We start from the raw sequence: 16,856 nt of genomic DNA, 5'->3' as shown, positions 1-16,856 counted from the left end.
GAGAGTCGGCGGACGAGGTAGGCCGTCCCCCCGCCAGGCAGCTTGCGGGTCGAGATCAGCTCCTGGACGCGCATCCGGCACCAGGCGGGGACGTCATGCGCGGCCGCGGGGTCGTCGGCCCACAGTTGCAGGTCTGCGCCGACGTCGATGTCGCGGATGCGGCGTGCGAGTTCGATGATCGGCAGCGGGCACCGTCGTCCACGCGCGTCCACGGTGAGGCGGGTGCCGTTCCACGAGGTGTCGCGGTCGTCGCGGTCACTGTGGTCGGCTGATCTCACAGGCCGACGGCCCCGGCCCGCTCGCGGACCCGGGCAACCGCCTCGGGTAGGACCGCCAGCAGGGCGTCCACATCCGCTCCGTCGGATTCGCGGCCGAACGACACCCGGATGTTGCCCTGGGTCAACGCGCCCATCGCCGCCAGCACGTGGCTGGGGGTGAGGGCGTCCGACGTGCAGCTGGAGCCGCTGCTGACCGCGATTCCCGCCCGGTCCAACTCGCCGAGCAGCGCTTCTCCGTCGACGTACAGGCACGAGAACGTGAGCAGATGTGGCAGCCGACCGGCCGGATCCGGGTCGCCGAGTAGCTCGACGTCCGCAACGAGGTGGGGGAGACGGGTTCGCAGCCGCTCGACGTAGCCGGCCAGGCGCGGTGTCTCATCGGCGATTTCGATGGTCCGGGCGTGCAGGGCCGCGGCCGTCGCGACGATGGCCGCGACGTTGGGGAAGCCGCCCGCCCGGCCACCCTCGCGTTCGTCGGCGGGTAGTGGGTTGCGCCATCGACGCCCGGTCCGCACGACCAGGATGCCCACCCCTGCCGGCCCGCCGAACTTGTGCGCACTGGCGCTGAGTAGATCGGCTCCCAGGGCGACGACGTCCACCGGGATCCGTCCGGCCGACATGGCTGCGTCCACATGCAACGGGACACCTGCGGTGTGCAGCACATCGGCGACCGCGGCTACCGGCTGGATGGTCGCGACCTCGTGGTTGGCATGTTGCAGGCTGGCCAGCGCCGTGCCCGGTGGGGGAGTGAAACCCGCCGGGTCGACCCGGCCGAATCGGTCCACGCCGACCGTGTCGACCGTGCCGCCGGCGTTTTCGTGCCATCGGGCGGCGTGCAGAACGCAGGAGTGTTCAACGGCACTGACCAGCATCCGCGTCCCTGACCGACGGCGGGCGCCGGCCGCGCCGAGAATCGCGAGCTGTGCCGCATGGGTACCCGACGAGGTGAAGCTGACCTCGTCGGGGCGGGCGCCGAGCACCGCGGCGACCGTCTCCCGGGAGGCGTCGAGCAGCATGCGGGCCCGCCGGGCATCGCGGTACAGGCGGGCGGGGTCCGCCCAACCGTCGTCGAGGGCCGCCAGCAGGGCCTCACGGGCCGCGGGGTGCAGGACGGCCGTGGATGCATGATCAAGGTAGGCCGGCACGTTCCTCACGGTATTCCGACGACCGGCTGGTCTTGGTGCCCCGGCGGCCTCGGCGCTCCGTCGGGCGGGCTGAGACCGCCGGGATGTGTGCCGAGTCTCGTCCGCCGGGACGCTGAGTCAGGCTCTGACGAGATGCCGGTGGTGCGGCTGGGATACGCTCCTGCCGCAGCATCTACAGCTTGTCGAAGAGCCTTGCGCCGACCGCTTGGTTCGGTCGGATCGGCGCATTCGTGGGAGGCAGGACCTGGTGACCCGATCCTTCGGCCGAACTCGGCCGTTGCCCGCCGATGTCGAGATGGCGACTGCCTCCGACGCTCCGTCGGTGGGGAGCACGAACCGCGCGAGGAGCGTTGGTCGGCGCCTTGGCCGATCCGGTTCCCCGTGGCGGGCGCTACGGCTGGTGACCAGCTTCGCGCTGCTGGCGGTGGCCGCCACCGCATGTGATGTACCCAACTTCGGTTTTCCGGCCGGGGTGACGGACCTCACGCCACGCATCTTGAACCTGTGGCGGGGTTCTGCGATCGCTGCGCTCTCCGTCGGCGTGTTCACCTGGGGTCTGATCTTCTATGCGATCATCGTGTTCCGCAAGAAGTCGGACGAGCTGCCCCGGCAGGTGCGGTACAACCTCCCGGTCGAGATCCTTTACACGATCGTGCCGCTGGTGATCGTCGCTGGGCTGTTCTACTACACCGCCCGCGACGAGATCGAGATCGACAGACTTCCCGCCAACCCCGACGTGACCGTCAACGTGATCGGTTTCCGGTGGAACTGGCAGTTCCGATACCTCGACACGGGCCAGAACGGCACGATCCCGGTTGAGGTCACCGGGCAGCCCGGCGAGCCTGCGGTGCTGGTCCTCCCGCAGGGCCGCACGATCCGTTTCATCGAGACGTCCCCGGATGTCATCCACTCCTTCTGGGTGCCCGAGTTCCTGTTCAAGCGGGACGTCGTCCCCGGTCGGATCAACCAGTTCCAGCTCACGATCACCAAGACCGGGACATTCATCGGTCGCTGCGCGGAGCTGTGCGGGGTCGATCACGATCAGATGAACTTCTATGTGAAGGTCGTCCCAGGTGACGAGTACGACCGGTTCATCGCCGAGCGGACCCGGCCGGCCGCGCTGAGCGCGGCCGGGGCGACCACCCAGACATCCGCCGGAACCACCACGCCCGGGAGCCGACAGTGACACTGGTGCACGAGCCGCCAGCCGGCCACGTCGAGGAACGCCACACCAAGTCGCGCACCAACCTCCTCGGTTACCTGCGCACGACCTCCCACAAGGACATCGCCGTGATGTACGGCGTGACGTCCTTCGCGTTCTTCCTCTTCGCCGGAATCATGGCCGAGATGATGCGGGCGGAGTTGGCTCGGCCAGGCCTGCAGTTCCTGTCGAACGAGCAGTTCAACCAGCTCTTCACCATGCACGGCACGCTGATGCTGCTGATGTTCGCCACGCCCATGGCGTTCGCCTTCGCGAACTTCCTGGTCCCGCTGCAGATCGGCTCACCGGACGTGGCGTTCCCACGGCTCAACGCCCTGTCGTTCTGGCTCTTCCTCTTCGGGAGCCTGACCGTCATCGCCGGCTTCCTGACCCCGAACGGTGCGGCGGACTTCGGCTGGTTCGCCTACGCGCCGCTGAACAACGCGGTCTACTCACCAGGTTCCGGCGCCGACCTGTGGATCCTGGGCCTGACGCTGTCAGGACTCGGCACCATCCTCGGTGCCGTCAACATGATCACGACGATCCTCTGCCTGCGCGCCCCCGGCATGACCATGTTCCGGCTGCCGATCTTCTGCTGGAACTTCCTCGTCACCTCGATCCTGGTACTGGTGGCCTTCCCGGTGCTCGCCGGCGCGCTGTTGGCCCTGGAAGCCGACCGGCGCATGGGTGCCCACGTATTCGACGCGGCTAACGGCGGCGCGATTCTGTGGCAGCACCTGTTCTGGTTCTTCGGCCATCCCGAGGTCTACATCATCGCCCTGCCGTTCTTCGGCATCATCAGCGAGGTGCTGCCGGTCTTCTCGCGCAAGCCGCTGTTCGGGTACAAGGGCCTCGTCTTCGCCACGATCGGAATCGGGGCGCTGTCGGTAGCGGTGTGGGCGCACCACATGTTCGTCACCGGTGCGGTCCTGCTGCCCTTCTTCGCGTTCCTGTCCTTCCTGATCGCGGTGCCGACCGGTATGAAGTACTTCAACTGGATCGGCACCATGTGGCGGGGCCAGATCAGTTTCGAGACGCCGATGCTCTTCGCGTTGGGCTTTCTCGTGACCTTCCTGTTCGGCGGTCTGACCGGGGTCCTGCTGGCGAGTCCGCCGATCGACTTCCACGTCAGCGACAGCTACTTTGTGGTGGCGCACTTCCACTACGTGGTATTCGGGTCGGTCGTCTTCGCGGCGTACGCCGGGATCTACTTCTGGTTCCCGAAGGTAACCGGGCGCATGCTCGACGAGAAGCTCGGGAAGATCCATTTCTGGACGCTGTTCTTCGGTTTTCATCTGACCTTCCTGATCCAGCACTGGCTGGGCGTCAAGGGCATGCCGCGACGGGTGGCGGACTACTCACCGACCGACGGGTTCACCACCTACAACACGATCTCCACGGCCGGTGCCTTCCTACTGGCCACATCGACCCTGCCGTTCATGTACAACGCCTGGCGCTCCTACAAGAAGGGCGAGCTGGCCGTCGTGGACGACCCCTGGGGCTATGGAAACTCCCTCGAATGGGCGACATCCTGCCCACCGCCACGGCACAACTTCCGGTCGCTGCCACGCATCCGGTCGGAACGGCCTGCCTTCGACCTGCATTATCCCCAGGCGGCCGGGACAACCGATTATCACGCCGCGCCCGAGATCAGATAGTCGGGCCCGGAAGAAGCTGGAGCGGAGCAGCAGCCATGAAGATCGAGGGCGTCGTCTTCCTCGTGTTCACGATTTTCTGCACGGTGGTCGACATCGTTTACTGGTTCACCTCGAAGGACCCGACCGGCACGGTCGCACTCGCCCTGTGCGGCGCCCTCGGCCTGCTCGTCGGCGGGTACTTGTTGTTCACCGCCCGCCGGATCGGGGCTCGGCCGCAGGACCTCCCCGATGCCGAGATTTCCGACGGCGCCGGTGAGCTCGGTCACTTCACCCCGGGCAGCTACTACCCCTTCTTCATCGCCGCCAGCGCCAGCCTGGTGTTTCTCGGCGTCATCTTCGGGATATGGCTGGCTCTCATCGGGGTGATCATGACAGTGATGTTCGTCGTGTGCCTGCTTTTCGAGAACTTCTGGCACCCGCCCGTACCGGAGAACTGACCCGGCGAGGGATACCCGACCACCGGCGGCGGCGCGACCGTGATACTTCCGCGCCGCTCGCGTGGTCGGTGGCGCGGAAGTAGTCCAGTGGCTGCTGATGTGACCGGTGACCGGTGACCGGTGACCGGTGACCGGTGACCGGTGACGTGGCCAGTGACGTGTCGGGTCAGACCGCCGCAGGCGCGGCGGTCTGACTGGTCCTGACCCATCGCCCCAGAGCGGCTTCGGCCGCGCCGGAATCCAGCGCCCAGGCGGCCCGACCAAGCTGGCGGCGCAGCTGTTCGGTTACGGGTGCGGCACTCGGGCCGGTCGCCGCGACCAGCGCGGCCGCGGCGGCGAGCAGGACGGCGTCACGCACCGGCCCGCAACGTCCCCCCGCCAGCAATTCCCGGGTCACCGCTGCATTGTGAGCGGCATCGGCTCCTCGTAGCGCCTTGGGATCGCCGGGGACGATACCGACGTCACGCGGGTCGAAGGTCTCCATTCGAACCGTGCCGTCCGCGACAACCCACACGGTTGACGTGGTCGTGGGCGTGAGTTCGTCCAGCCCGTCGTCACCGCGGAACACCAGCCCCCGCGTCCCGCGCGCGGCGAGAACACCGGCGACCACGGGCGCGAGCCGTGCGTCGGCGACGCCGACCGCCTGGCTTGCCGGGCGGCCCGGGTTGGTCAGCGGTCCGAGGATGTTGAAGACCGTGGGTACGCCCAGGTCGCGCCTGGGCCCGCCCGCGTGCCGCATGGCCGGGTGGAAGACCGGTGCGAAACAGAACGCCGCACCGGCCTCGGCGAGGCAGGTCGCGACGGCCGCGGGCGGTAGGTCGATGACGACGCCGAGTTCCAGCAGAAGATCGGCTGACCCGCAGGCTGATGACGCGGCCCGGTTCCCATGTTTGATCACAGGGATGCCCGAGCCCGCGATGACGAGAGCAGCCATGGTCGAGACGTTCACCGAATGTGACTGGTCGCCGCCGGTTCCGCAGGTGTCCACCGCTCGTTCACGGACGTCGTCGGGGAGGTCCAGCGGCGCTGCGTAGTCCAGCATCACCTGCGCCAGACCGCCGACCTCCTCGGCGGTCTCACCCTTGGCCCGCAGGGCGACCGCGAAGCCCGCGATCTGGGCGGGGGAGGCGTTGCCGGACATCACCTGGGTCATCGCCCACGCGGTGTCCCGCGCGTTGAGGGCCTCGCCGCGCAACAGCGCGCCGAGAAGTGGGGGCCAGCCCTGCGCGTCCGGACGTGACCCGTCCGGCATGTGGTCAGCGGGCCCGCTGGTCGTGGGCCCGAAGGATCCGGTCACAGCCGGGCTCAGGTATGCGCGGCGGGCGCGGATCCGGCCCGGCGAGCGGGTGAGCGCCGGGCGCGCAGCAGCGCGACGACGACCTCAGCGAGTTCGGCAGGGTCCACCGGGTGGGTGACCACGGCGTCCGCCTGCGACCAGATGCCCAGCCAGCGGTCATCGCGACGGGCCACCAGCAGGACGGTGGGCGGGCAGTCCGGGATCTCGTTCTTGATCTGCCGGGACAGCCCCATGCCGCCGACGGGCGCCGCCTCCGCGTCCAGGACGCAGATGTCGGCCTCCCGATGGTCGACAGCGTCGATGAGGGCGGCGCCGTCGGTCACGTCCAGGAACTCGACCGGCCCGAGTTCGGGGTCGGGTAGCGGACCGATGGCGAGCTTCACCCGCTCGCGGACGTCGGGTTTGTCCGCGTACACGAGAACCGTACTCATGCGACCGCGAGCCTTTCGATCAAGTGGAACGCCGGCTGGGTGATGCCCGACGGCCGGTGACTGATCCGGCTTCCGCGGACGACAGCGGGACCGGATAGGCGACCGGACGACTGGGAACCCGTCGGCAGGCTATCCGATGGCGCCTGCCGACGGTGGACCCGCCCGGTTCAGCAGCGATGCGTAAGGATGACATCGATGTGTCGTCGGGCGTTTTGTCGGTTGCGGAGCCGCCGGATCTCAGAGATAGTGAGACTCGTTCTCATCTTTGGTAGGGAACATCGCCGGTAGCGAACGTGGACACCGACATCGGAGGTGTCATGAACAGCCAGCAGGATCTGCGCCTCACTCCTCAGCGCCGCGCGGTGCTGGAGGTGCTCCGAGCTGCCCATGACCACCCGACGGCGGCGGAGGTCTACGATCGCGTCCGAGTGGTCACGCCGGGCATCGGCGCTGCGACCGTCTACCGAGCACTGGGGCTGCTGGTCAGGGCTGGCTTCGCCCTTGAACTCAGCCTTGGTAACGGTGCCGCCGCCCGGTACGACGCGAATGTCGGGCGTCACGACCACGCGGTCTGCGACCGGTGCGGGCGGGCGGTGGACATAGATCTTCCTGTGCCGGTGGAGATGGTGGACGCGCTGTCGCGACGTACCGGTTTCGCGATCACAGGCTACGACCTGCAGTTCCGAGGTCTGTGTCCGTCCTGTCAGACCGCCGGCCCGACCTAGCTAGACCGCCGGCCCGACCTAGGTGTCCCGGCTGCGGGCCGGTAGCCAGCATCCCGGCCGTCACTCTGACGGCCGGGTGGATCACGATCGACGAAGGAGCGCCACATGCCGCAGCTTGACGGCACGAAGACCCACGAAAACCTCAAGGAGGCGTTCGCGGGCGAGAGTCAGGCGAACCGCCGCTACCTGTACTTCGCCCGCCGGGCCGACATCGAGGGCCTCACCGACGCCGCCTCGCTCTTCCGTGACACCGCTGAGGGCGAGACCGGGCATGCGTTCGGTCACCTGGACTTCCTCGCCGAGGTGGGTGACCCGGCGACCGGGGAACCGCTGGGCAAGACCACCAAGAACCTGGCCAGTGCCGTGGCGGGGGAGACCTACGAGTTCACCGCCATGTACCCGGGCTTCGCCAAGACCGCGCGTGATGAGGGCTTCGAGGAGATCGCGGACTGGTTCTCCACGCTCGCACGGGCCGAGAAGACCCACGCCGGACGCTTCAAGAAGGCGCTCGACGCGGTCGTCGCCGAGGAAAAGGCCGAGCAAGAGGTCTGACTCTCCGTAACAGCCGGACGGTGCCGCCTGGCGGGGCGGACGTGGTTATCACCGCCCCGCCCCGCCAGGCGGCTTTGCCAGTAGCTTTCTGTAATCGGTTCCGTACTCATCGGATCGTTTGGGAGTTCCAACGATGGCACTCACTGTCGCCGACATCGTCACCGATCCCGAGGTCTACGCCGCCCAGCGGCCGGCCGCGCGCACCCGGATCCTCCCGGTCCGGGCAGAACGGCGAATCCGGCTCGGCGACATGCTCCTTTTCGAGTTCGAGAACGAGGAAACCCTGCGTTACCAGGTGCAGGAGATGGTCTACACCGAGCGCCTGCGCAGCCCCTCGGATGTCGCCCATGAGATCGAGATCTATTCGCGACTGCTTCCCGCCAGCCACGCCCTGACCGCCACCGTCTTCATCGAGCTCGATGTCGCCGAGACCGTCCGCTCGGAGCTGGAGCGCCTCGCCGGTGTCCAGCGCAGCATCCGGCTCGAGATCGACGGAGTCCCGGTGGCTGGCGAGGAGATCCCCGGTCCGGACGAGGTCCCGGACATCCCGAGCCCGACCGTGTCCGTGCACATGCTGCGGTTCCCGTTCAGTGACTCCACCCGCGACGCCTTCCGGGATCCGGCCGTGCCGGTTGAGCTGGTCGTCGACCACCCTGCCTACAACGAGGCGACGCCGATCACCGCCGCGGCCCGCAAGAGCCTGATAGCGGATCTCGCGCTGCGTGGCTGACCGCGCCCGGCAACAGGGGCGTGGATCAACGGGATCCACGGGCCGACGGGCGGGCCCGGTGTCACCGGCGGCGAGTGGTGTCACCGGCGGCGAGCCGGGCCAGCCAGGCGTTGTAGGCCGCCTCCCGGGCAATCAGGTCAACCTCCGGGTCCGGGTCAGCCTCCGGGTCCGGGTCCGGGTCCGGGGCACGGGACGCGGCCAGTCGTTCGAGTCGGTCCAGCCGGCGGTCCTCGCGGGCGGCTTCGCGACCGTCAGCCCGCGACCACTGGATGAACAGGGCGACGAACACCATCGCACCGATCAGTTCGCCTGCGGCCCACATGAGCCCCGCACCGGTCTGCTGGTCACCCAACAGGCTCGACCCCCAGGTCCGGCCCAGCGAGGAGTACCAGTCCGCGGCGAAGACCGCGTTTGTGGTGAACATCGCCAGTGCCCACAGTGCGTGCAGCGGGAACGTCACGAACAGCAGGATCAGGCGCCCCCAGTAGGGCAGCCGGCCGGGGACGGGGTCAAGCCCGATGATCGGCCAATAGAACAGGCAGCCGACCACCAGGAAGTGGATGTGCAGGACAAGGTGTAGGACCGGATGCCGCAATGATGACTCGTAGAGACTGGTGAAGTACAAGCCGTACAGGCTCACGATGAACAGACCGAAACCGACCAACGGGAAGGTCGCCACCCGGGCTACCCGGCTGTGCAACGCCGTCACCAGCAGCCCGCGGGAGCGTCGCGGAAGGGTGCGCAGCGCGAGCGTGACCGGGGCCCCGAGCGCGAGCGGGATGGGGGCGACCGTACCCAGCAGCAGGTGCTGCACGGCGTGGGCGCTGAACAGTGCGGTGTCGTAAGCCGCGATTCCGCCCACGAGCGCGTACCCGACGACGAACAGGCCGGCGAGCCAGGCCGCCGTCCGCCACGGGTTCCAGGCGTCACCGCGATCTGTGAGTCTGCGCACTCCGAGCAGGTACAGCCCTGCCATCGTGGCGATCAGGAGCAGCGGTCCGGGTTCGGGTGTCAGGTGCAGGAGCATCCGTCCGACCGTCGGTGGGGGCGGCAGTTGTCCCTGGCCGGACACGGCAAACACGTCCTGGGCAGCTACCGGGACAAGCGTGCTGGGACTCGTCACAGGCTCCGTCACCTCGCTTCGGCCGGGGCGCGCCCGAACCCTCGACAGCTCGTAGTCCTACCGAATGTCGAACCTACGGTGGCGCCCGGCGGAACGCGTGCCAGAATGACCGACGTGGCCTCCGCCCCCGTCCTTGAGAAGGCTCCGCCGCCGCACCCCACGGCCAACCGTCCGTCGATGGTTTCCGTGGGAACGATCGTGTGGCTGTCATCGGAGCTGATGTTCTTCGCGGCCCTGTTCGCGATGTACTACACGATCCGGTCGGTCAACAGTGACAACTGGCCGCCGGTCACCGGCGATCCCGCGGGGTCCGAGATCGGCCCGGTGCACCTGCACGTCGGCTATGCGCTCGTCTTCACGACGATTCTGGTGCTGTCGAGCCTGACCTGTCAGCTGGGCGTGTTCGCCGCGGAACGAGGCGACGTCTACGGCCTGCGTCGCTGGTACCTCATCACGCTGGCGATGGGTGCGGTGTTCGTCGGCGGCCAGGCGTGGGAGTACTTCCGCGAGAACGAGTTCTCGATCTCGTCGCATGCCTACGGGTCGGTCTACTACCTCACGACCGGTTTCCACGGGCTGCACGTGATCGGCGGGCTGGTGGCCTTCGTGATCGTCCTCGCCCGGTCGACCTACGGCAGATTCACCCCTGAGAAGGCGACCTCGGCGATCGTGACGTCGTACTACTGGCACTTCGTCGACGTCGTCTGGATCGGCCTCTACGCGACCATCTACCTCCTCCAGTGAGCGACATGACTGCATCTTTGGGCGCTGCCCGCGCATCCCGACGCCGGCATCGGCGTTCCTCCGCTGTCGTCCTCCTGCTGGCGCTCGCGGCCACCGGGGTGCTGTGGACCGCGTTCGCGCCGCGCGGGACGGCCCAGAGCACCCCGGATGCCAACGAGGCCGTCCGGGCGGGCCGGGCGCTGTATCTCCAGGGTTGTTCAAGCTGCCACGGGTTGAACGCTCAGGGCGGTGGCCAGGCCCCGAGTCTCGTCGGGGTCGGGTCTGCCGCCGTGGACTTCCAGGTGAGCACCGGTCGGATGCCGCTCGCCGCGCCGGGCGCGCAGGCCCAGCGCAAGGACCCGATATACAGCCAGACCCAGATCGATCAGTTGGCCGCTTACGTCGACAGCCTCGGTGGCGGCCCGAAGACGGCGGTCGTCACCAAGAACGCGCTGGATGACGCGGACCTGGCCCAGGGCGGGGAGCTCTACCGGGCGAACTGCGCCCAGTGCCATCAGGCGGTGGGCGCGGGTGCCCCACTCACGTACGGCAAGTACGCACCCGACCTGAGTAAGGCCACCCCGACACAGATCATCGATGCCATGCGGACGGGCCCCGAGTCGATGCCCGTCTTCGGCCCCGGACAGATCGACCCTGCCGGCGCTGTGGCGATCGTGAAGTACGTGCAGTTCGTCTCCGAGGCGCCGAGCGCCGGTGGTAGCACGCTGGGCAAGTACGGTCCGGTTCCCGAGGGACTGCTGGCCTGGCTGATCGGAATCGGTGGCCTGCTCGCGGTGTGCATGTGGATCGGAGCGAGGCAGAAGGTATGAGCAAGCGAGACGACGAGACGTCCGGGCCGGACGTTCCCGCCGAGGGCGAGAGCATCTTCGACCGCACCAAGCCCGAACCGCGCCCAGGCCGCAGTGACGGTCCCGAGCGTCTGGGTACCCCCCCGCACCAGACCGACTCGACCGCGGAGGGCTCAACGGTTCTGCTGGCCGAACCCGGCGAGCGGGCCGCGGTCATCCCCCCGGCTCACGCCGAGGAGATCGACCGCCGGGCCGAGCGCAGGGCCGAACGGCTGGTGGCGTTCTGGTTCATGGTCTCGGTGGTCGGGACGATCGGCTTCGTGGTCATCAACTTCGTCGGTGACAAACATGCCGCGTACTACACCCCGTGGATGGGAACCGCCCTGGGCCTGGCCATGGGCGGCATCGGGTTCGGGGTCATCCTCTGGGCGAAGCGCCTCATGCCGCATGAGGAGGCCGTCCAGGAGCGTCATCCCTTCGCATCCTCGGATGAGGAGATCGCCGTCACCGAGGAGACGGTCGCACTCGGGTTCGCCGATACCGGCCTTGCCCGCCGACCGCTGGTCCGCCGTACCCTGCTGGGCGCGGGCAGCATGCTCGGCGCCCTGCTGGTGGTGCCGTTGCTGAACCTGAGCAATCGCAAGCCGGGCGATCAGCTCACGCACAGCCACTGGGCCAAGGGCGCCCGGTTGGTAAACGGAGAAGGTAATCCGGTCGCGCTCGGTGACATCGCCATCGGCGGTATCGAGACCGTCTTCCCCGCGATTGCGGTGACCGCGGCCGACGGCAGCGTCCGGTTCGAGCCCCAGCTGACCCTGCACCAGAAGGCCGACAGCGCCACCATCCTCATCCGGCTCCCCCCGGATGCGAACCGACCGCGGCCGGGGCGGGAGGACTGGGCCTACGACGGCCACGTCGCCTACTCCAAGATCTGCACCCACGCGGGTTGTCCGGTCAGCCTCTACGAGGCGCAGACCCATCACCTGCTGTGCCCGTGCCACCAGTCCGTGTTCGACGTTCTGGACGGATGTCGAGCGATCTTCGGTCCGGCCAGCCGATCCCTGCCACAGCTGGCGATCGGTGTCGATGACGCCGGGTATTTCATCGCACGAGACGGCGACTACACCGAGCCCGTCGGCCCCGCTTTCTGGGAGCGCCCATGACCGTGAATCCCGGCGGCCTCCGCCGTCGAGGGACCCAAAAGATCGTGAGCGGAGCGAGCAATCTCTTGGGTACGGCTCCTCGCTCGCTGGCGCTCCCTACGATGCTCGCTTCGGAGGTCGCCTCATGACCACCGTCCCGCCACCGTCCCTGGTCAAGCGGCCGGGCCCGGTCCGCAAACTCAACCGGGCCGTCGACGAGCGCTTCGGGTCCCAGGCGGCGCTGCGCCGCAATCTCAACAAGGTGTTCCCCGACCACTGGTCTTTCATGATCGGGGAAATCGCCCTCTACAGCTTCGTCATCCTGGTCCTGACCGGCATCTATCTGACGCTGTTCTTCGACCCGAGCAACGTCGAGATCCCCTATAACGGCTCGTACATCCCGTTGCGCGGTGTGGAGATGAGCCGGGCCTACGCCTCGACCCTCGACATCAGCTTCGACACCCGGGCGGGGCTGGTCTTCCGTCAGATCCACCACTGGGCGGCACTGCTGTTCGTCGCCTCGATCGTGGTGCACCTGATGCGGGTGTTCTTCACCGGCGCCTTCCGCAAGCCCCGCGAGGTCAACTGGCTGATCGGCGTCGGGCTGCTCGTGCTGGGGATCCTCGAGGGTTTCGCCGGCTACTCGCTGCCGGACGACCTGCTGTCGGGTACCGGGCTGCGTATCGCGGCCTCGATCGCGCAGTCGATCCCCGTCATCGGCACCTGGACGTCGTTCCTGGTCTTCAACGGTGAGTGGCCGGGTGACAACTTCATCCCCCGGCTGTATGTGATCCACATTCTGCTGGTGCCGGGGATCCTGCTGGCGCTGATCGGCGCCCATCTGGGCATCCTGTGGCACCAGAAGCACACAGATTTCCCGGGGCCGGGCAAGACCGAACACAACGTCATCGGGCACCGCGTCTTCCCTGTGTTCGCGGTGAAGTCCACCGGGTTCTTCATGCTGGTGTTCGCGATGCTCGCCCTGCTCGGTGGGCTGGCACAGATCAACCCGATCTGGAGCTTCGGCCCCTATGACCCGGGCAACGTCAGTTCGGCGTCGCAGCCCGACTGGTACATCGGCTTCCTCGACGGATCGACCCGGCTGTTCCCACCGTGGGAGTTCCGCGGGCTCGGCCATACCGTCCCGGCGGTGTTCTGGCCGACCGTCGTGCTGCCTGGAATACTGTTCACGCTGCTGGCGGTGTACCCATTCCTGGAGGCGAAGTTCACCGGGGATTCCGCATCGCACAACCTGCTCCAGCGACCGCGTGACGCCCCGACCCGCACCGGTTTCGGTGCCATGGCCATCAGTTTCTATCTGGTGCTGTGGATCTCCGGTGGTAACGACGTCATCGCGACGACGTTCGACATCTCGCTGAACGCCATGACCTGGGCCGGCCGGATCGGCTGCATCATCGTCCCGCCGATCGCCTTCACGGTGACGAAGAGGCTCTGCCTCCACCTGCAGGCCCGTGATCGGGAGATCGCCGAGCACGGTATCGAGACCGGGATCATCCACCAGCTTCCCGGTGGGGAATTCGTGGAGCAGCATCGTCCGAAGTTGCCGCCGACGCCGGACCACCGTCGGGTACCGACCGACCGGGTGGCGTTGCCGTCCGGGGAGAACGGGCACGCCACGGGCGGTCTCGCCCGCCGCGCGGGCAAGGCGGTGACCGGATTCTTCGTCGATGAGAACGCAGAGAACGCAGAGAACGCGGAGGAAGCGGAGGGCGGTCCGCGCGAGCCCAGCGGCGAATCTCCTGATCAGCCTGCCGGCAGGCACTGAGCGCGACAGACACCGAACACGACAGACACCGAACAGCTCCATCCCGGCTGAGGGCCGGTGCGTCCGAGACCCGGATGCACCGGCCCTCAGCTTTTCGTTTCGTCGTCTGGTCTGGCCTGCAGTGAACCGGTCTTGTTTGTGCTGCTTTGGACGGTGCGCGCTGCCCGTTGGCGGCGGCTCGCGCCCCGACCGGATGACGGGGGAGGGGTAAGAGCAGATAGTTAGTTGCAGGAAGAAAACGATGGGGAGGTCGGATGTCTGTCGAGCACCCCGCGCGGGTCGCGTCCACTGCGGCGTCGGGCGACCCGCCAGCCCTTGCCGTCAGGGGCCTGACCTACCGGTTCGGTGAGCACACAGCGGTTGACGCGATCGATCTCGATCTTAATGCTGGCGAGATCATCGGGTTGCTCGGGCCGAACGGGGCCGGCAAGACCACGGCGATCCGTGCCATCGTCACGCTGCTACGGCCGGCCGCCGGCTCGGTGCACATGTTCGGGGTGGACGCGGTACGCCACCCGATCCGAGCACGCCGCCTCATCGGCTACGTGCCGCAGATGCTCTCGGCCGACTCGGGGTTGACCGGACGGGAGAACGTGGCGCTGTTCGCGGGGCTGTTCGATGTGCCGCGGCGCCAGCGTCGGGCCCGGGTCAACGACGCCATGGCCGCGATGGGGCTGACCGATGTCGCCGACCGGCTGGCCCGGACCTACTCGGGTGGCATGGTGCGTCGTCTCGAACTGGCTCAGGCGCTGGTCAACGCTCCGCGCCTGCTGATTCTCGACGAGCCGACCGTGGGGCTGGACCCGATCGCCCGCGACAGCGTCTGGGAGCACGTCCAGGGTCTTCGGGCCGAGTACGCAATGGCCATCCTTCTTACCACCCATTATATGGAGGAAGCGGACGTCCTGTGTGACAAGGTCGCGCTCATGCATGCCGGCCGGGTACGCGTCGTCGGCGTTCCGAGCGAGCTGAAAGCGGCTCTCGGAGCGAAGGCAAGTCTTGAGGATGTGTTCCGCCAGCACACCGGTGATGCGCTTGACAGAGACCAGGAAGGTGATTTCCGTGACGTCCAGCACATCCGCCGTGTCGCCAACCGGGTTGGTTGAGCGCGGCGACCTGCCGCCTTTTCCCGCCGGAACCGGCTTCGACCAGGACCTCGACGGACGCCTCGGCGCGGCTCGTCTGCTCGGCCGGCGGCTCGCGACCCTGTCGCTGGTCGAACTGCAGAAGCTGCGCCACGATCGGGTGGAGCTTTACACCCGGGCCGTCCAGCCCGCATTGTGGTTGCTTGTCTTCGGAGTGACGTTCAACCGTATCCACGCCATTCCGACCGGGTCCGTGCCGTATCTCGACTACCTGGCGCCGGGGATTCTCGCCCAGTCCGCACTCTTTATTTCGATCTTCTACGGCATCCAGATCATCTGGGACCGGGACGCGGGCGTCCTGGCCAAACTCATGGTGACACCGACACCCCGGACGGCGCTGGTCACAGGTAAGGCGTTTGCGGCCGGCGTGCGCGCGCTGATACAGGTGGTCGTCGTCCTGGTGCTGGCAGCGGTCCTCGGCGTGGGGCTGACCGCCAACCCGCTGAAGCTTGTCGGCGCCATGGTCGCGGTTGTGCTCGGTTCGGGGTTCTTCGCGTGCCTGTCGATCGTGATCGCCGGGCTGGTGCTCTCCCGGGACCGGCTGATGGGAATCGGTCAGGCGATCATGATGCCGATGTTCTTCGCCAGCAACGCCCTGTATCCGGTCTCCATCATGCCGACCTGGGTCCGTGTGGCCAGCTATCTCAACCCGTTGAGCTATCTTGTCGACGCGCTGCGCGGGCTGCTTATCGGCACGCACAGCCATCTCATGCTGGATTTCACCGTTCTCACGGGCTCCGCGGTGTTGACAATCCTCGCAGCCAGCGCTCTGCTCGGCCGGTTGGCGCGCTGATCAGGAAGGCAGGAGATGCCGGTGTGACTCTGCATCAGAACAGGCTCTTGCTGTAGCCACCGTCCAGACGAATGGTCTCACCGGTCAGAAAAGCGGCCTGCTCGGAGCAGAGGAACGCGACGAGGGCTCCCATTTCGGCCGGACGTCCCCAGCGACGGACGGGGACTTCCTGCGCGTAGTACGCCTCGTCCTTGACGTTCTGGGATCTGAGGTAATCTTCCGCCAGCTCGCTTCGGAAGGGTCCGGTTGCCACGACATTGGCTGTGATGCCGTGTTCGCCGTACTCCTCGGCGAGCGTCTTCATCATTCCGGCGATGCCCACCCGAAGATTCGCGAGCACCAGCGGATCGCGGTGGTGCGGGGTCTTGAGGCAGATCGACGCGATGTTGACCAGACGTCCCCAGCTTTTTTCCATCATGTTCGGAATGACTTCCCGGGTCAGGTAGACCTGGCTCATGATGAACTGGTCGTTGGTGCGCAGGAAATCCTCGTCCGAACAGTTGAGGAAGCCCCGTCCGTAGTCGTCGCTGGGTAGCGGGCCGGGTGGGTTCGTCACGAGGATGTCAGGTGCTCCGAAGGCACGTCGCGCTGCCGTGATGATTTCGAGGGCTCCCGCGGTGGTGGTCATGTCCGCGACCACGCCCAGCGCGCTGCCGCCCGTGCTTTCGATCTGCTCGGCGGTCGCCGCCACGATGCCGGGTTGACGACCCGTCAGGACGACCGCAGCACCCTCCTTCGCCAGCTCGACCGAGATCGCGCGACCGCATCCGCGACTGCCGCCGGCGACGACGGCGACCTTGTCCTTCAGGCCCAGGTCCATGTGCTCTCCTCGATCGGATACTGCCCACAAGTGGTGCATAAGTATGCCGATATGAGGTACG

The 16,856-nt window shown here is 67.4% G+C and carries 18 protein-coding genes; 12 read left to right on the top strand and 6 right to left on the bottom strand.

Going from position 1 to position 16,856, the window contains the following annotated elements; all coding sequences use genetic code 11:
* Nucleotides 1-278: sulfurtransferase TusA family protein (locus U9978_RS02700; protein ID WP_322759425.1), on the bottom strand; the 278-nt coding region annotated here is incomplete at its 3' end.
* Nucleotides 275-1,423, bottom strand: a complete 1,149-nt coding sequence (locus U9978_RS02695) for a cysteine desulfurase family protein (protein WP_322759432.1) — start codon at nt 1,421-1,423, stop codon at nt 275-277. The genes U9978_RS02695 and U9978_RS02700, both read right to left, overlap by 4 nt.
* 247 nt (nt 1,424-1,670) lie before the next feature.
* Between U9978_RS02695 and coxB the strand changes: the two genes are divergently transcribed.
* From coxB to U9978_RS02680, 3 genes are read left to right on the top strand one after another with little or no spacing between them, the layout of a single operon-like run.
* Complete coding sequence (gene coxB / locus U9978_RS02690; protein WP_322759424.1) at nt 1,671-2,609, top strand: cytochrome c oxidase subunit II; 939 nt, start codon at nt 1,671-1,673, stop codon at nt 2,607-2,609.
* Nucleotides 2,606-4,282: a cytochrome c oxidase subunit I gene (gene ctaD, locus U9978_RS02685; RefSeq protein ID WP_322759423.1), complete on the top strand. Its 1,677-nt coding sequence runs from the start codon at nt 2,606-2,608 to the stop codon at nt 4,280-4,282. The genes coxB and ctaD overlap by 4 nt, the downstream gene beginning before the upstream one ends.
* A gap of 35 nt (nt 4,283-4,317) precedes the next feature.
* Entirely contained in the window at nt 4,318-4,719 is a 402-nt protein-coding gene (locus U9978_RS02680; protein WP_322759422.1) for a cytochrome c oxidase subunit 4, read from the top strand.
* 166 nt (nt 4,720-4,885) lie between these two features.
* On the opposite strand, the gene trpD is transcribed toward U9978_RS02680, so the two are convergent.
* A complete protein-coding gene (gene trpD, locus U9978_RS02675; RefSeq protein WP_322759421.1) occupies nt 4,886-5,971 on the bottom strand; it encodes an anthranilate phosphoribosyltransferase in 1,086 nt (361 codons plus the stop codon).
* A 53-nt stretch (nt 5,972-6,024) separates the two neighbouring features.
* The gene (locus U9978_RS02670; protein WP_322759420.1) at nt 6,025-6,447 is read right to left on the bottom strand and encodes a hypothetical protein; all 423 of its coding nucleotides are present in this window, start codon (nt 6,445-6,447) and stop codon (nt 6,025-6,027) included.
* Nucleotides 6,448-6,764: 317 nt separating this feature from the next.
* Here U9978_RS02670 and U9978_RS02665 point away from each other — a divergent pair, with 317 nt between their 5' ends.
* The 3 genes from U9978_RS02665 (at nt 6,765) to U9978_RS02655 (ending at nt 8,454) form a co-directional block, all read left to right on the top strand.
* Nucleotides 6,765-7,172 (top strand): Fur family transcriptional regulator, encoded by a 408-nt coding sequence (locus U9978_RS02665; protein WP_322759419.1) that lies wholly within the window; start codon nt 6,765-6,767, stop codon nt 7,170-7,172.
* Nucleotides 7,173-7,277: 105 nt separating this feature from the next.
* Nucleotides 7,278-7,724 (top strand): rubrerythrin family protein, encoded by a 447-nt coding sequence (locus U9978_RS02660; protein ID WP_322759418.1) that lies wholly within the window; start codon nt 7,278-7,280, stop codon nt 7,722-7,724.
* 133 nt (nt 7,725-7,857) lie between these two features.
* Entirely contained in the window at nt 7,858-8,454 is a 597-nt protein-coding gene (locus tag U9978_RS02655) for a DUF3501 family protein (RefSeq protein ID WP_322759417.1), read from the top strand.
* Between the two features lie 61 nt (nt 8,455-8,515).
* Here the strand turns inward: U9978_RS02655 and U9978_RS02650 are convergent, their stop codons facing one another.
* Nucleotides 8,516-9,577: a cytochrome c oxidase assembly protein gene (locus tag U9978_RS02650; protein ID WP_322759416.1), complete on the bottom strand. Its 1,062-nt coding sequence runs from the start codon at nt 9,575-9,577 to the stop codon at nt 8,516-8,518.
* A gap of 105 nt (nt 9,578-9,682) precedes the next feature.
* Between U9978_RS02650 and U9978_RS02645 the strand changes: the two genes are divergently transcribed.
* From U9978_RS02645 to U9978_RS02620, 6 genes are all read left to right on the top strand, one after another.
* A complete protein-coding gene (locus U9978_RS02645) occupies nt 9,683-10,321 on the top strand; it encodes a heme-copper oxidase subunit III (RefSeq protein WP_322759415.1) in 639 nt (212 codons plus the stop codon).
* Between the two features lie 5 nt (nt 10,322-10,326).
* Nucleotides 10,327-11,130 carry a c-type cytochrome gene (locus tag U9978_RS02640; RefSeq protein WP_322759414.1) on the top strand — a complete coding sequence of 268 codons (804 nt, stop codon included), beginning with the start codon at nt 10,327-10,329 and terminating at the stop codon, nt 11,128-11,130.
* Nucleotides 11,127-12,272, top strand: coding sequence for a ubiquinol-cytochrome c reductase iron-sulfur subunit (locus U9978_RS02635; protein WP_322759413.1), 1,146 nt, complete (start codon nt 11,127-11,129; stop codon nt 12,270-12,272). Before U9978_RS02640 ends, U9978_RS02635 begins: the two co-directional genes overlap by 4 nt.
* A 124-nt stretch (nt 12,273-12,396) precedes the next feature.
* Nucleotides 12,397-14,037 carry a ubiquinol-cytochrome c reductase cytochrome b subunit gene (locus U9978_RS02630; protein ID WP_322759412.1) on the top strand — a complete coding sequence of 547 codons (1,641 nt, stop codon included), beginning with the start codon at nt 12,397-12,399 and terminating at the stop codon, nt 14,035-14,037.
* Nucleotides 14,038-14,291: 254 nt separating this feature from the next.
* On the top strand, nt 14,292-15,143 hold the full coding sequence (locus U9978_RS02625) for an ABC transporter ATP-binding protein (RefSeq protein ID WP_322759411.1): 852 nt from the start codon (nt 14,292-14,294) through the stop codon (nt 15,141-15,143).
* Nucleotides 15,067-15,975: an ABC transporter permease gene (locus U9978_RS02620; RefSeq protein ID WP_416210823.1), complete on the top strand. Its 909-nt coding sequence runs from the start codon at nt 15,067-15,069 to the stop codon at nt 15,973-15,975. Before U9978_RS02625 ends, U9978_RS02620 begins: the two co-directional genes overlap by 77 nt.
* A gap of 34 nt (nt 15,976-16,009) precedes the next feature.
* Here U9978_RS02620 and U9978_RS02615 read toward each other — a convergent pair whose 3' ends face one another.
* Complete coding sequence (locus U9978_RS02615; RefSeq protein WP_322759409.1) at nt 16,010-16,795, bottom strand: SDR family NAD(P)-dependent oxidoreductase; 786 nt, start codon at nt 16,793-16,795, stop codon at nt 16,010-16,012.
* Nucleotides 16,796-16,856: the final 61 nt, after the last annotated feature.

The organism is Protofrankia sp. Cr2 (assembly GCF_963555885.1).
Taxonomy (GTDB): domain Bacteria; phylum Actinomycetota; class Actinomycetes; order Frankiales; family Frankiaceae; genus Protofrankia.
Note: the sequence above shows the minus strand (reverse complement) of the source record. Positions and strands in the feature narration are given on the sequence as shown.

Excerpts from the sequence above, each read along its gene's own strand:
- U9978_RS02680 (WP_322759422.1), top strand. The coding sequence starts at position 4,318 with ATGAAGATCGAGGGCGTCGTCTTCCTCGTGTTCACGATTTTCTGCACG.
- trpD (WP_322759421.1), bottom strand. The coding sequence starts at position 5,971 with ATGCCGGACGGGTCACGTCCGGACGCGCAGGGCTGGCCCCCACTTCTC.
- U9978_RS02670 (WP_322759420.1), bottom strand. The coding sequence starts at position 6,447 with ATGAGTACGGTTCTCGTGTACGCGGACAAACCCGACGTCCGCGAGCGG.
- U9978_RS02665 (WP_322759419.1), top strand. The coding sequence starts at position 6,765 with ATGAACAGCCAGCAGGATCTGCGCCTCACTCCTCAGCGCCGCGCGGTG.
- U9978_RS02660 (WP_322759418.1), top strand. The coding sequence starts at position 7,278 with ATGCCGCAGCTTGACGGCACGAAGACCCACGAAAACCTCAAGGAGGCG.
- U9978_RS02655 (WP_322759417.1), top strand. The coding sequence starts at position 7,858 with ATGGCACTCACTGTCGCCGACATCGTCACCGATCCCGAGGTCTACGCC.
- U9978_RS02645 (WP_322759415.1), top strand. The coding sequence starts at position 9,683 with ATGACCGACGTGGCCTCCGCCCCCGTCCTTGAGAAGGCTCCGCCGCCG.
- U9978_RS02640 (WP_322759414.1), top strand. The coding sequence starts at position 10,327 with ATGACTGCATCTTTGGGCGCTGCCCGCGCATCCCGACGCCGGCATCGG.
- U9978_RS02635 (WP_322759413.1), top strand. The coding sequence starts at position 11,127 with ATGAGCAAGCGAGACGACGAGACGTCCGGGCCGGACGTTCCCGCCGAG.
- U9978_RS02630 (WP_322759412.1), top strand. The coding sequence starts at position 12,397 with ATGACCACCGTCCCGCCACCGTCCCTGGTCAAGCGGCCGGGCCCGGTC.
- U9978_RS02625 (WP_322759411.1), top strand. The coding sequence starts at position 14,292 with ATGTCTGTCGAGCACCCCGCGCGGGTCGCGTCCACTGCGGCGTCGGGC.
- U9978_RS02620 (WP_416210823.1), top strand. The coding sequence starts at position 15,067 with ATGCGCTTGACAGAGACCAGGAAGGTGATTTCCGTGACGTCCAGCACA.
- U9978_RS02615 (WP_322759409.1), bottom strand. The coding sequence starts at position 16,795 with ATGGACCTGGGCCTGAAGGACAAGGTCGCCGTCGTCGCCGGCGGCAGT.